Genomic DNA, 14,539 nt, shown 5'->3' with positions numbered 1-14,539 from the left:
GTGAAGAAGTAAAGCGATGGAATGATTCCCGCGCCGCTGGCATTCGCATCAAAGGAGAGTGAGATGACCACTATGAACAGAGAAAAACAAAAGCAAGTTCTCATAGATACAGCTAATCACATAATCAATCGTGATAATACTTCACCATATAGCGAAAATCTTAGGGAACTGGCACGAATTGCACTGGCCTCGCTTGAGGCAGAGCCAGTTGGTGCATTCCACATTGCTGAACAGCAAGTTGACGGCACAAGTGACTATCTCAAGGATGGAGAATGGCCTATTGATAATGGGATTATTGAAGTCTACGCCGCTCCGCCAGTACCGGTAGTACCTGCTGCATTACCTGAGAACGACGATGAGGACGGGCATGACATTGATTATCTTGAGCCATCTGAAGTTTACGCGCTTGGGCGAACAGCTGGCTGGAACGCCTGCCGCGCCGCCATGCTTCATGGTAAATCCGAACAACCACAAAACGCACAACAAAATATTCCGGAAAATATTCCCGGTGGCAACTCTCCGGTAACTCCGGATGGTTGGGTTATAGTGCCGAAGAAACTAACCGCTGAGAACGGCGCTAAGGGTGTGCTATCCGGTGAATTTTCAGAAACTACGTTTATAAGCTGCCCGGAATGCTTTGGCGATGATGATTGCGATACCTGTGACGGGAGCGGACGAATTGAAATTAAAGTACCAGTCACGTGGACGACCATAAAATCCATCTGGGATAAAGGTATTGCGCATTTTGCAGCAAAACCGCCGCAGGAGGTTAACCGTGGCTAACCTGCAACTTGCGTCAAAGGTGAATACTTCGATGCCATGATTCGCGGGGAGAAAACGGAAGAGTATCGCCTGTGTAATGACTACTGGAATAAGCGAATTATGTTCCGGGTGTATGACCGTCTGATTATCACAAAGGGATATCCGAAGCGCGACGATTCCAGTCGCAGAATAGACGTCCCGTATAACGGATATGAAGTGAAAACAATCACACATCCGCACTTCGGCGATAAGCCGGTAAAGGTGTTCGCGATAAAGGTAAATATCGGAAATGAATAACAATCCTCGCACTCGCGGGGATTTCTTTTATCTGAACTCGCTACGGCGAGTTTTGTTTTATGGAGATGATAAATGCACTTCCGAGTCACAGGTGAATGGAATGGAGAGCCATTCAACAGAGTTATCGAAGCAGAGAACATCAACGACTGCTATGACCACTGGATGCTGTGGGCGCAGATAGCACATGCAGACGTAACCAATATTCGAATTGAAGAACTGAAAGAACACCAAGCCGCCTGATGGCGGTTTTTTATTGCCTGATTTGCAAGTTCGATTCCCTATTCGGAGATAGCACTCATGCAACACGAACTACAACCTGATTCACTGGTTGATTTGAAATTCATCATGGCCGATACTGGCTTCGGTAAAACCTTCATCTATGACCGGATTAAGTCCGGCGACCTGCCAAAAGCCAAAGTTATCCACGGGCGAGCAAGATGGTTATATCGTGACCATTGTGAATTCAAAAATAAGCTCTTAAGCCGCGCCAATGGGTAAAATAGCGGGTAAAATATTTCTCACATCTAAAAAACACCATTCCAATCAATCCCCTGCCGCCTCAAGTAGATGTCTGCAGGGGACACCATATCTCCCCCTCATTACCGCCTTCCATACCCCACCAAAGCGGATCATCAAGCCACAAGCCGGGGCAAGAAACATAAATATCCCCGTTGCCAGCTCATTACCGCCAGTTAACCACATAGTGAAGTAATAAATGAGTGCGGCAAGGATCACCATGCCAAAAAAAGAAGAAACGGCAGATGCTATATTCAGTACCTGACCGATATACCCACTAACACAGACAATGCAAAGCGCGAGAAACATCCATAAATAAATCATAGCTCAACCTCCTGCCGTGCTAAAAAACCTGTAACTTCAGTTACTTTTATAGTAAGACAATTCTTATATACTTGCAATTTATGCAACAATTTATCAACATTCTTCTCTTACCCGACCAGCGGTGGAGTTAAAACAAGGTGTTACAAACGGTTCTTTGTCAGGTGGAAAAATATTTATTCAGCATGATTAATAAAAAGTGGCTGAAAACGATCTGCCAGTGTTACAGTAGAAGTACCGCATTCATGCTCCTCGTGGTTTTGTCCTGGCTAGTCTTAACACTCTTTACAGGAACCATTGTCGTACATGATGGCCTAATATATTGAGTGTACCGCTGTCGACATGGAATCTTCTGCGATACAACAATTAGTATCTACAGAAGGTAACTATGTTTCCACAACGCAAATTTTCCCGCGAGTTTCTCCATCCTCGCTACTGGCTCACGTGGTTTGGTCTTGGCGTACTCTGGCTTTGGGTACAACTTCCTTATCCTGTTCTGTGCTTTCTTGGCACACGTATCGGCACGATGGCCAGACCATTTCTGAAACGTCGCGAATCCATCGCGCGTAAAAACCTTGAACTTTGTTTCCCGCAGCATTCTTCTGAAGAACGCGAGAAGATCATTGCCGAAAACTTTCGCTCGCTTGGTATGGCGCTGGTTGAAACCGGAATGGCGTGGTTCTGGCCCGATCGTCGCGTGCGTAAGTGGTTTGATGTCGAAGGCCTGGATAACCTGCAACGCGCACAAATGCAAAATCGTGGCGTAATGGTCGTCGGCGTACATTTTATGTCGCTGGAACTGGGTGGCCGCGTAATGGGACTTTGCCAGCCAATGATGGCAACTTATCGTCCGCATAATAACCAGTTGATGGAATGGGTGCAGACTCGTGGTCGCATGCGCTCTAACAAAGCGATGATCGGCAGAAATAATCTGCGCGGTATTGTCGGCGCTTTGAAAAAAGGTGAAGCCGTATGGTTTGCCCCCGACCAGGATTATGGTCGTAAGGGTAGCTCCTTCGCCCCGTTCTTTGCGGTAGAAAATGTCGCAACAACCAATGGCACCTACGTATTGTCTCGCCTTTCAGGTTCCGCCATGTTGACTGTGACAATGGTTCGAAAAGCCGATTACAGCGGATACCGTTTGTATATCACCCCAGAAATGGAAGGTTACCCGACTGATGAATGTCAGGCTGCCGCTTATATGAACAAGGTTATTGAGAAAGAGATTATGCGTGCACCGGAGCAATATCTCTGGATCCACCGCCGCTTCAAAACACGTCCGGTGGGTGAAGCGTCGTTATACGTTTAACAAACGACCCGTTCTCTTTCCCTCTTCAAATTAGCCACAATAACTCAATGGTTTTTATGGCTTTTTTCTTAAGGCTTTTCCCTTCGCTAAATCGTGAATTATTACTGGCAGAAATTAAACTGTCGTCGATATGAGACACTCGTAAGTTACTAAAAGTAAATAAGAAAATGCCACTTGTTTCAATTTAGTTTTAGGCGTACATTAGCGCCGTCTCGAGCAAATCAGCTCAGAATTCTGGGATGATGCCCACGGCAAAGCTGAGGACTTTTAAGGTCGTTTTGCCCGGTGTCAACTCACTGTACCAGATGTAGTGAAGTCATTCAGGCGTAACAGTAATTACGCGGAGAGATGTAAAGTGAAATATTTCTTTATGGGCATTTCTTTTATGGTCATCGTTTGGGCCGGTACTTTTGCCCTGATGATCTAAAAGCAAACTGTGCAATGAAAAACAGGAGCCGTCTGGCTCCTGTTTGCTTTTCTGAGAATACATTTATTCGCCGTTTTCGTGAATATGTTTACTGCTGGCTGGCAGTAAGCCATCAGCGCGGAACATTGCTTTGATACCTCTGACAGCCTGACGAATGCGGTCACGGTTTTCAATTAACGCAAAGCGTACATGGGTGTCACCGTAGTCACCAAAACCGATACCCGGCGAGACGCAAACCTTCGCTTCATTGAGCAGCTTTTTGGCAAATTCCAGAGAGCCCATCGCTGCATATGGTTCCGGGATTTTTGCCCAAACATACATTGAGGCTTTCGGTATTTCGACCATCCAGCCCGCTTCATGCAGCCCTTTTACCAGCACATCGCGACGGCGCTTATACTGTTCGGCAATGTCGCGCACACACTGCTGATCGCCTTCCAGCGCCGCAATAGCCGCCACCTGCAACGGTGTAAAGGTGCCGTAATCGTGATAGCTTTTGATGCGTGCCAACGCGCTGACCAGCGTTTTGTTGCCAACCATAAAGCCGATACGCCAGCCTGCCATGTTGTAACTTTTCGACAGCGTAAAGAACTCGACCGCTACGTCGCGTGCGCCCGGAACCTGCATAATTGACGGCGCTTTCCAGCCATCGTAGACGATATCGGCATAAGCCAGGTCATGAACCACCAGCACATCGTAGCGTTTCGCCAGCGCAACAACCTTTTCGAAGAACTCCAGTTCCACGCATTGCGCGGTTGGGTTCGACGGGAAGCCGAGGATCATCATCTTCGGTTTCGGATAACTCTCGCGAATAGCACGTTCCAGTTCATTGAAAAAATCAACACCCTCCACCAGCGGTACTGAACGTACCTGCGCCCCGGCAATCACCGCACCGTAGATATGAATCGGGTAGCTGGGATTAGGCACCAGCACCGTGTCACCGTGATCCAGCGTCGCCAGCATCAGGTGCGCCAGCCCCTCTTTCGAGCCAATGGTGACGATGGCTTCTGATTCCGGGTCGATTTCAACGTCGTAGCGATCCTGATACCAGCGAGAAATGGCGCGACGTAACCGTGGAATGCCGCGTGAAGTGGAGTAACCGTGCGTATCCGGGCGCTGTGCTACAGTGCATAACTTTTCAACAATATGCGGCGGAGTTGCGCCGTCAGGGTTACCCATACTGAAATCGATAATATCTTCGCCACGCCGACGCGCAGCCATTTTCAGTTCAGCGGTAATGTTAAAAACGTAAGGCGGGAGACGATCAATACGCGTAAAGCGACGTTCAGGGCGAGTGTCAGCCATAATTTCCTCAGATTAACGTGAGCGCCCGGACCGTCCGAGCGACGCTACCACGATAGGTGGTTGTTTTGAAAATAGCCTGAATAAAATCTGTCTGTCGAGCGTTTTAGCAAAAAAATTTTTGCTGCCATAAAAGAGGAACATCAGTAATAAAACAGGAAATTCTCACCTTTTCCCAAGAAAACACCACCACATTAATTAACATTATAATTTCAATAAATTTACCAACCTGATGTGCATTATCAAGATATGTATTGCCAATGCACCATTTACCTGACAATCCCCTTTTAAATCTGTGGTTTTTCCTCAAAAATGGTCTGCTGGTCATCAGCCCTCAGGTTACCTATCATAGAGGTTTAATCCTTATCCAGAGTTACCCGTGCACGAAATATTCAACATGCTGCTGGCGGTCTTCGATCGGGCAGCGTTAATGCTTATCTGCCTGTTCTTCCTTATTCGTATCCGCCTGTTTCGCGAGTTGTTACACAAGTCGGCGCACTCACCAAAAGAGTTGCTTGCCGTTACCGCCATTTTCTCGTTGTTCGCCCTGTTCAGCACCTGGTCCGGCGTGCCGGTGGAAGGCTCACTGGTTAACGTGCGTATTATTGCGGTAATGTCAGGCGGGATTTTATTTGGCCCGTGGGTGGGCATCATTACCGGCGTAATAGCCGGGATTCACCGCTATCTTATTGATATTGGAGGCGTGACGGCGATCCCCTGCTTTATCACCAGTATTCTGGCGGGCTGTATTTCTGGCTGGATTAACCTGAAAATCCCCAAAGCGCAGCGTTGGCGCGTCGGTATTCTGGGCGGTATGCTCTGCGAAACACTAACCATGATTCTGGTGATTGTCTGGGCACCAACTACCGAGCTGGGGCTGGATATCGTCTCCAAAATCGGGATTCCGATGATCCTCGGCAGTGTCTGTATCGGCTTTATTGTACTGCTGGTGCAAAGCGTTGAAGGCGAAAAAGAGGCCAGCGCTGCGCGGCAGGCCAAGCTGGCGCTGGATATTGCCAATAAAACCCTGCCGCTGTTTCGTCACGTGAATAGCGAATCGTTACGTAAAGTCTGTGAAATTATCCGTGACGACATTCACGCCGACGCGGTGGCAATTACCAATACCGAGCATGTACTGGCCTATGTCGGTGTGGGCGAGCATAACTACCAGAATGGCGATGACTTCATTAGCCCAACGACGCGTCAGGCGATGAATTATGGGAAAATCATCATTAAAAACAATGATGAAGCCCACCGCACACCGGAAATCCACTCGATGCTGGTGATCCCATTGTGGGAGAAAGGCGTTGTGACCGGAACGCTGAAAATTTACTACTGCCACGCGCACCAGATTACGTCCTCATTACAGGAGATGGCGGTAGGACTGTCGCAAATTATCTCCACCCAACTGGAGGTTTCCCGTGCCGAGCAGTTACGTGAAATGGCAAATAAGGCAGAGCTTCGCGCCCTGCAAAGTAAAATTAATCCCCATTTCCTGTTTAACGCACTGAACGCAATCTCCTCATCGATTCGTCTGAATCCAGATACCGCTCGCCAGTTGATCTTTAATCTGTCGCGTTATCTGCGCTATAACATTGAATTAAAAGACGATGAGCAAATCGATATTAAAAAAGAGCTATATCAAATCAAAGACTATATCGCCATTGAGCAGGCCCGCTTTGGTGACAAGCTGACGGTTATCTATGATATTGATGAAGAGGTGAATTGCTGTATTCCCAGCCTGCTGATTCAGCCGTTGGTGGAGAACGCCATTGTCCACGGCATTCAACCCTGTAAAGGAAAAGGTGTTGTAACTATTAGCGTCGCAGAGTGCGGTAATCGGGTCCGCATTGCGGTCAGAGATACCGGGCACGGCATCGATCCACAAGTGATTGAACGAGTCGAAGCGAACGAAATGCCAGGTAATAAAATAGGCCTGTTGAATGTGCATCATCGCGTGAAGTTATTGTATGGCGAGGGGCTGCATATCCGCCGTCTGGAACCCGGAACGGAAATTGCGTTTTACATTCCTAACCAACGCACCCCTGTCGCCTCACAGGCTACGTTATTGCTTTGAGCCGGAGTGATATTGTGAAAGTCATCATTGTTGAAGACGAATTCCTGGCGCAACAGGAACTGAGCTGGCTAATTAAAGAGCATAGCCAGATGGAGATTGTCGGCACCTTTGACGACGGTCTGGACGTGTTGAAGTTTTTGCAACATAACCGCGTCGACGCCATTTTTCTGGATATCAATATTCCGTCGCTGGATGGCGTGCTGCTGGCGCAAAACATCAGCCAGTTCGCCCATAAACCGTTTATTGTGTTTATCACCGCGTGGAAAGAACATGCGGTAGAAGCGTTTGAACTGGAGGCGTTTGACTACATTCTCAAACCGTATCAGGAATCACGCATCACCGGGATGCTACAAAAACTGGAAGCGGCCTGGCAGCAACAGCAAACCAGCAGTACGCCTGCGGTAACAGTAACGCGGGAGAATGACACCATTAATCTGGTGAAAGATGAGCGAATTATCGTCACGCCAATTAATGATATCTATTACGCCGAAGCGCACGAAAAAATGACCTTTGTCTATACGCGGCGTGAATCCTACGTGATGCCGATGAACATCACCGAGTTTTGCAGCAAATTGCCGCCGTCGCATTTTTTCCGCTGCCATCGCTCATTTTGTGTCAATCTGAACAAAATCCGCGAAATCGAACCGTGGTTTAATAACACCTACATTCTGCGACTGAAAGATCTGGATTTTGAAGTGCCTGTCAGCCGCAGCAAAGTTAAAGAATTCAGACAATTAATGCATCTATAAATCGGGGATATCCATGAAAGCAACAGGCTTGCCCGCCAATCAACAATTTTTCGCAGATCTGTTCAGCGGCCTGGTGCTTAACCCACAGCGACTGGGGCGCGTCTGGTTTGCCAGCCAGCCCGCCTCGTTGCCGGTGGGCAGTTTATGTATTGATTTCCCCCGGCTGGATATTGTGCTGCGCGGCGAATACGGCAATCAACTGGCAGCAAAACAGCAACGCATGGTGGAAGGGGAAATACTGTTTATTCCGGCGCGCGCGGCTAATTTACCGGTCAACAACAAACCTGTTATGTTGTTAAGCCTGGTGTTTGCACCAACATGGCTGGGGTTGTCGTTTTACGATAGCCGCACCACCACACTGTTACATCCGGTTCGCCAGCTCCAGCTTCCCAGCCTGCAACGCGGTGAAGGTGAAGCAATACTCACCGCCCTCACCCATCTCAGCCGTTCGCCGCTGGAGCAGAATATCATTCAACCGTTGGTACTCAGTTTGCTGCATCTTTGCCGCAACGTGGTAAATATGCCGCCGGGTCATTCGCAGCCGCGCGGCGATTTTCTCTATCACAGCATTTGTAACTGGGTTCAGGATAATTATGCCCAGCCGCTCACCCGCGAGAATGTGGCGCAGTTTTTTAATATCACGCCAAATCACCTGTCAAAACTGTTTGCGCTGCATGGGACGATGCGATTTATCGAGTATGTGCGTTGGGTGCGGATGGCGAAGGCGAGGATGATTTTGCAGAAATACCACCTGTCAATTCATGAAGTAGCACAACGCTGCGGCTTTCCGGATAGCGACTATTTTTGTCGCGTCTTCCGGCGTCAGTTTGGTCTGACGCCAGGAGAGTACAGCGCCCGTTTTCAGGGCTAAATTTAAAAAGTTAGCTCTGTTTCGAGCAGTGTCAGAATACTTTGAGCATCTTTGGCGGCAAACAGCGATTGGCGGAAGTTTTTATTCACCAGTTTGCGCGCCAGTTGCGAAAAGACTTTCACATGGTTCATTCCTTCGCTAGCGCCCAGCGTCAACATGATCACCAGTTCGACATCGCCCATCTCTGACTGCCAGTCGACAGGTTTCACCAGGCGGGCAATACTGATACTGGAATGGCGGATCCACTGAGATTTGGTGTGCGGGATCGCCACGCCAAAACCAACGCCAGTGGTGACAATCTCCTCACGCTGCCAGACATCTTCTTCCAGCTCGAACGGATGCTCAGTACGCCCGTTAACGCCAAGGTTGCCGCACAGGAACTGAATAGCCTGCTCTTTATTGCTAAAAGTCTGATCAACGAAGATATTCTCCAGCGCCAGCAGCGGACGAACGTCTTCTTGCGGTGTAAACGCAGTGAGTAACGCTTCAATTTCCTGCGCGCTGCGGCACTCGCACGCCTGACGCGCCAGTTCCTGACACGCCTCGCTATCCAGTTGCCGAAGCTGGTTTTTCACCGCCGGAATGCGTGGGCTACTCATACTTAACTCATCCAGACCCAGCCCAAGCAGTAGCGGCAGATAGCGGCTTTCGCCACCCAGCTCCCCGCAAATTCCCACCCATTTGCCCCGCTGATGCGCAGTGGTAATGATCTGCCGCAACATGCGCAGGAACGATGGCGTAATCGGGTTATACAGCGGCGATACGCGCGGATTATTACGATCGACCGCATACAAATACTGGGTCATATCGTTGGAGCCGATACTGAAGAAATCGACCTCATCACAGAAGTGGTCGATGATGTAACACACCGACGGCACTTCCACCATGATCCCAAGCGGGATCGATTCTGCATGGCGCAGGCCATCGCGTTTAAGCTCAACGATTGCCTTCTGGATCTCACTCTTTACCCATAAGATCTGATCGAGGCTGTGCACCATTGGGATCATCAACTGCGCGTTGCCAAAACTGGCAGCACGCAAAATAGCCCGCAGTTGAGTGCGGAACAGACCAGCAAATTCCGGGTAAATACGTACCGCACGATAGCCGAGGAACGGGTTCTCTTCCTGGGGAATGTTGAGGTAAGGAATGCTTTTATCGCCGCCGATGTCCATCGTACGGAAGATAATCGGCTTTTCGCCCGCTGCCAGTAACACCTGCTGGTAGGCTTCAAACTGTTCCTGCTCGTCCGGCGCACTATCGCGATCCATATACAGCATTTCGGTACGGAACAGCCCGACGCCTTCCGCGCCGTTAGCAAACGCGCCTGGTGCTTCCAGAGCAGTGCCAATATTCGCAGCAATATCAATACGCTTGTGATCGCGGGAGTACGCCTGTTGCGCAGCGGCAAGTGCTTGTTGCTGCTGACGTTTATCCGCCAGCGTCTGTGCCACCTGGTAATAACCACTCACCGCGTCATCAGGATTAATCGCCAGCACGCCGCACTGGGCATCAAGCACCGCCGGTTGTCCGGCATAGCATGCTATCGCATCCAGCGGCAGGCCGCTAAGAACGGGGATCATCGAAGCACGTGCCAGAATCAGGGTATGCGAGGTGCGCCCGGTTTTCTCCAGAATCATGCCCGCGAGATTTTTTAGATCAAGGCTCAAAAACTGGCTTGGCGTTAAATCCTCAGCAACCAGAATGGTCGGTTTTTCAAGCACCAGATTATTGCGTGGCTTCAGCTCCGGCCAGGTGATATGTAACAACTGTTCGCTGATATCGCGGATATCGCTGACCCGCTCACGCAGGTAATCGCTGGCAGAGGCAGAAAGTTTGTCGCAAACCTGTTCCATATTACTGATGATCGCCGCGCCCAGCCCCTGATGCTGTTCAGCCATCAGCCGACGGATATTGCCTGAAAACTCGTCATCCTGAATCAGTGACAAATGGGCGCTGAGAATAGTTTTGCTTTCGCCGTCACGCTCACGCAGTTGCTGGTTCAGTTGCTCGGCAAGCGTTGCCAGGCTGTGTTCCAGTCGGGTGGAATCTTGTGCACAGGCGGGGATCGCGCGATAACTGTCGAGATTATCGCTCTGTAATAAGGTCAGTGTACCAATGCCGATACCGCTCGCCAGCACATTTCCATACAACAAATCTGGATTCAGGCGGCTTAATGAACGCGGTAACGGATGTGCCATCAGCTCTGCCTGCGTCGGCTGGACGCTGTCGCTGTCGATAAAGCGCACCTGGATATATTCTTCCAGCACGCGCCGCGCCTGCTCTTCATCGCTGCCGCTAATGTTCAGGCTGCAACTGTCATTAAATAAGGTTCCGGTGCCAATCAGTGCCAGCGAGCTTTTTGCATCGGCCTTCGCATTCTGGCGATGGTTGATGAAGGTCACTGCACTTTGCCACTGGCTGCACTGTTCTTTAAGTTCCCACGCCGGGCGAGCATGAAGACCGTTAGGCAAAGGGCAAAGAAATTGAATCGTTAACATAACCGCTCCGGGTTAATCAGGAGATCATCTGAAATCCGTCAGTTGAACAACGGTCTCACGCGTAATACGTTGAATAAGTGCAGATAAAAGTTGCTGCATTTGCAAAATGTCGCGGCAATCGGCAATCGACGCGGCACAATGGCCGTGGCGGGTGGCAGGGCCCATCACCACTGTGGGTATGCCTGTGCCGGTTAAGTGAATCGCTCCACCGTCCGTGCCGCCGTTGCTGAGCATATCCGCCTGCAACGGCACACCAATTTCTGCCGCCACGCTTTCAATCCACGCGATGAATTTTGGCGGCGCAATCAGCGATTTATCACTTAACACCAGCATCGGGCCGTTACCAATCTGGCGATGGTTAGCCGCGCCATAATCAAAGTTTTTCGCCCAGCAGGCGGTATCCAGCACAATGGCGACGTCCGGCGACACTGCGCGGGTGGCGGTTTGCCCGCCGCGTAAGCCAACCTCTTCGCTGGAACTGGCCACCAGCCAGACTTCCACAGGGAGTTCGGCGTCGTGCAGCTCGCGCAGTAAAGTCACCAGCAGGTAGCAACCGAGGCGGTCATCAAAGGCTTTGCCCATTACCCGCTGGTGAGGGAGAACCTGAAAAGTGGTATCGAAGGTGACGCGATCGCCCGGACGAACTCCCGCCTGCATGACTTCGTCATAAGAACGTGCGCCAATGTCCACGCGCATTGCGCTAACGTCATTTCCCTGCCTTTCGCCATCGAGCAGGCCTGGAATTTTGCATTCTTCACGGGTGGTGATCCGCACCGGCTGAAGCTGGCGGGCGGCCATGCGCACATTACCAACCGGCAGCACGTCGATAGCACCCTCACAGGAGATGCTGCGTACCATAAATCCCACTTCGTCCATATGCGCGCAGATCATCACCTTCGGACCTGTCGATTCATTGAGGCGGATCAGCACCGATCCCAGACCATCAAAACGGACCTTTTTTTGCAGGCGATCCGCTTCCTCCAGCAGGATCTGCCGCACTTCCTGTTCCGAGGAGGCGATCGCATCTGCCTCGCTCAACGCTTTTAATAGCGATAAATCCATTATGCCTCTCCCGTGAGCAACACTGTTTTCGGCATGGCGTACAGCACTTCTGCGCCTTGCGGGGTAACCAGCACGACATCTTCGATGCGCACGCCCCCTTGCCCTGGCAAATAAATCCCCGGCTCCACGGTCAGTAACATACCTGGCAGGAGCATCGTGCTGTCCCGCGGTGAAAAGCGCGGATCTTCATGCACTTCAATACCGATGGCGTGACCGGTGTTATGACCGAAATACTCGCCATAACCAGCCTCGGTAATCACCCGACGCGCGGCGTCGTCAACCTGCTGACAACGCACACCGGGGCGAATCGCAGAGATTGCAGCCAGTTGCGCCTGCAGGACAATCTGATACACGTTAAACAGCGGGTGAGATTCGGCGCTCACCCCTTCGCCATTCACCAGAAAGGTGCGCGTCATATCAGAACAGTAGCCCTGATACAGCGCACCGAAATCGAGAGTGACAAACTCGCCCGCGGCAACAATCTTGTCGCTGGCCTTGCCGTGCGGTAGCGCCCCACGCCAGCCACTGGCAACAATGGTGTCAAAAGAGGCTTTTTCCGCGCCCTGCTGGCGCATAAACCACTCCAGTTCAGCGGCTATCTCACGCTCGCTCATCCCCGCCTGTATAAACCGGCGGATATGTTGCGCACCGCGATCGGCAATCCCACAGGCGAGGCGGATTTTCTCTACCTCCTCCGGCATTTTGATTTGCCGCAGTACGTCCGGCGTGGCGCTGACCAACATTGCATTGAGTTCAGTCTGCCAGCGATGTGCGCTTTCCCAACTCACCTGCTGGCCTTCAAAACCAAGCGTTTGCAGTTGCTCATCGGCAATGAGCTGATTGACGATGGTTGCAAGCGTCTGCGCCGCATCGAGTAAATGTAGCTGGTAGCCTTGCGCACGGGCTTCCACATCCGCGTAATAGCGTGAGTCCACCAGAATGTGCGCGCTCTCACAGCTAATCACCACATAGCCTGATCCGGTGGAGAGTCCCAGATGTGGCTGCTTGTTCTGCCGTGAAGAGAGAAGCACCGCATCAAGCTGTTGTTCCGCAAGCCAGTCGCGCAGCGAAGCGAGTAATGTCATCAGGATTGTCCTTCTTACAGGCTATCGATTAACAATTTGCCTTTGCGGAACATCATCAGACGCAGGAACACCACCATCAGCGCAGTGATGATTGCCCCCAACGCGATCCCCGCCATATAGACGCCGAGGTTAGTAACCAACGGCCATGCCCAGATAGCAGATTCCGGGAACCACTGCACTGCACCCAGCCAGACAGCGGCGGTGGAACCAACAATCGCACCTACCATATAGGACGGAATGGCGGTGATGGGACTTTCCAGCGCGAACGGAATAGCACCTTCACTGATACCCATAAACGCAAGGAACATGGCGGTTTTGCCCTGTGGATAAAGCTGGGCGTTGAACAGGCGTTTGCCGGTTAAACGACGGTCGATAATGGTCGCCAGGCCCAGACCAATCGGCGGAATAACAATAGCGATAGAACGCGCGGTGACGGGTAGTACGTGGTCTGTCGTAAAGCTGAAGGCAACGAAACCTGCCGCTTTGTTGATTGGCCCCCCCAGGTCAATTGCCGTTGCTGCGGCAATTCCCATTGCGTACATCAGCGCGCCTTTTTCACCTGCTGCCGTCAACATGGCGCGAATGCCACCGTTGATCCAGCCACCAAACGGCGTGATCACGTAATACATCGCCAGCATGACAAAAATGGCGGAAAGAATTGGTAATAAAAAAGTGGTTTTGAACGCTAACAGGAAATCCGGCATCTGGATTTTCTGGTTCATCCATTTCACGAGGTAACCCGCGACAATAGAAATAATCAGCGCGCCAATGAAGGTGGACGGCACGGGCGAAGAGGTCGCCCACTGCATGGTGCTGGGGTCAAAATTCAGCAGTTGCGTGGGCTGGGTAGACATCAACCCGCCGATAAACCCTGCCGGGAACGCCAGTTTGCCACCAATGGAGTTAGCCACAAAGGCGGCGAACATCGGAATGGCAAAGCCAAATAGCACGCCGCCAAACGACTGCGACAGCCAGGCAAATTTCAGTAACGAGAGGTCGAAACCGGTAAATTTCCCACTATTGAGCGCATCCATAATGCCAATGTCAGCGGGAATTTTCAGCCAGCTATAAGCAATCAACTGGCTGAAAGCGAGGATCACACCGCCCATAATTAAGGTCGGCACCATGCGTGAAATCCCTGACATCACGTGCTGCGGGAGTTCACCCCAGAAGCTGCTTTTAGAGGCCTGCGGATTATTAACTGCCGCTGCCGCACCGGATGCGCCAGGCACAACGGTTGCACTGCGTTTTTTAATGGCCATAACA

At 51.0% G+C, this 14,539-nt stretch carries 13 protein-coding genes and 2 pseudogenes; 9 read left to right on the top strand and 6 right to left on the bottom strand.

From position 1 onward, the window contains the following. The first annotated feature begins 63 nt into the window (after positions 1-63). The 4 genes and pseudogenes from C1192_RS23600 (at position 64) to torI (ending at position 1,557) form a co-directional block, all read left to right on the top strand. A complete protein-coding gene (locus tag C1192_RS23600; RefSeq protein ID WP_038355549.1) occupies positions 64-783 on the top strand; it encodes a hypothetical protein in 720 nt (239 codons plus the stop codon). Continuing rightward, positions 776-1,059: pseudogene (locus C1192_RS23595) on the top strand (ASCH domain-containing protein). The gene C1192_RS23600 and the pseudogene C1192_RS23595 overlap by 8 nt, the downstream one beginning before the upstream one ends. A 72-nt stretch (positions 1,060-1,131) precedes the next feature. Continuing rightward, positions 1,132-1,299, top strand: a complete 168-nt coding sequence (locus C1192_RS23590; RefSeq protein WP_000545737.1) for a hypothetical protein — start codon at positions 1,132-1,134, stop codon at positions 1,297-1,299. 57 nt (positions 1,300-1,356) lie between these two features. Then, positions 1,357-1,557, top strand: a complete 201-nt coding sequence (torI, locus tag C1192_RS23585; protein ID WP_001163428.1) for a response regulator inhibitor TorI — start codon at positions 1,357-1,359, stop codon at positions 1,555-1,557. A 101-nt stretch (positions 1,558-1,658) separates the two neighbouring features. Here torI and C1192_RS23580 read toward each other — a convergent pair. Further along, positions 1,659-1,899: pseudogene (locus C1192_RS23580) on the bottom strand (YfdY family protein). A gap of 385 nt (positions 1,900-2,284) precedes the next feature. Here C1192_RS23580 and lpxP point away from each other — a divergent pair. Together lpxP and ypdK are read left to right on the top strand one after the other, a co-directional pair. After that, positions 2,285-3,205, top strand: a complete 921-nt coding sequence (lpxP, locus tag C1192_RS23570; protein WP_000484419.1) for a kdo(2)-lipid IV(A) palmitoleoyltransferase — start codon at positions 2,285-2,287, stop codon at positions 3,203-3,205. A gap of 355 nt (positions 3,206-3,560) precedes the next feature. Then, on the top strand, positions 3,561-3,632 hold the full coding sequence (gene ypdK / locus C1192_RS23565) for a membrane protein YpdK (protein ID WP_010723117.1): 72 nt from the start codon (positions 3,561-3,563) through the stop codon (positions 3,630-3,632). A gap of 63 nt (positions 3,633-3,695) precedes the next feature. On the opposite strand, the gene alaC is transcribed toward ypdK, so the two are convergent. Then, positions 3,696-4,934, bottom strand: a complete 1,239-nt coding sequence (alaC, locus tag C1192_RS23560) for an alanine transaminase (protein ID WP_000785926.1) — start codon at positions 4,932-4,934, stop codon at positions 3,696-3,698. A gap of 376 nt (positions 4,935-5,310) precedes the next feature. On the opposite strand from alaC, the gene ypdA reads away from it, so the two are divergent. The 3 genes from ypdA to C1192_RS23540 are packed head-to-tail and all read left to right on the top strand — an operon-like array spanning position 5,311 to position 8,628. Next, positions 5,311-7,008: a two-component system sensor histidine kinase YpdA gene (gene ypdA / locus C1192_RS23550; RefSeq protein ID WP_000544386.1), complete on the top strand. Its 1,698-nt coding sequence runs from the start codon at positions 5,311-5,313 to the stop codon at positions 7,006-7,008. Between the two features lie 14 nt (positions 7,009-7,022). Beyond that, the gene (gene ypdB, locus C1192_RS23545) at positions 7,023-7,757 is read left to right on the top strand and encodes a two-component system response regulator YpdB (protein WP_001516812.1); all 735 of its coding nucleotides are present in this window, start codon (positions 7,023-7,025) and stop codon (positions 7,755-7,757) included. A 13-nt stretch (positions 7,758-7,770) separates the two neighbouring features. Then, a complete protein-coding gene (locus C1192_RS23540; protein WP_038355550.1) occupies positions 7,771-8,628 on the top strand; it encodes an AraC family transcriptional regulator in 858 nt (285 codons plus the stop codon). Between the two features lie 2 nt (positions 8,629-8,630). Here the strand turns inward: C1192_RS23540 and ptsP are convergent, their stop codons facing one another. The 4 genes from ptsP to C1192_RS23520 are packed head-to-tail and all read right to left on the bottom strand — an operon-like array spanning position 8,631 to position 14,535. Beyond that, entirely contained in the window at positions 8,631-11,126 is a 2,496-nt protein-coding gene (gene ptsP, locus C1192_RS23535) for a phosphoenolpyruvate--protein phosphotransferase (protein ID WP_038355551.1), read from the bottom strand. 24 nt (positions 11,127-11,150) lie between these two features. Beyond that, entirely contained in the window at positions 11,151-12,188 is a 1,038-nt protein-coding gene (ypdE, locus tag C1192_RS23530) for an aminopeptidase (RefSeq protein WP_001516815.1), read from the bottom strand. After that, complete coding sequence (ypdF, locus tag C1192_RS23525; protein WP_038355552.1) at positions 12,188-13,273, bottom strand: aminopeptidase; 1,086 nt, start codon at positions 13,271-13,273, stop codon at positions 12,188-12,190. Before ypdF ends, ypdE begins: the two co-directional genes overlap by 1 nt. Positions 13,274-13,287: 14 nt before the next feature. Beyond that, a complete protein-coding gene (locus tag C1192_RS23520; protein ID WP_038355553.1) occupies positions 13,288-14,535 on the bottom strand; it encodes a PTS fructose transporter subunit IIC in 1,248 nt (415 codons plus the stop codon). Positions 14,536-14,539: the final 4 nt, after the last annotated feature.

It is taken from the genome of Escherichia marmotae, assembly GCF_002900365.1.
GTDB lineage: Bacteria > Pseudomonadota > Gammaproteobacteria > Enterobacterales > Enterobacteriaceae > Escherichia > Escherichia marmotae.
This window is presented reverse-complemented; position numbering and strand designations above follow the sequence as displayed.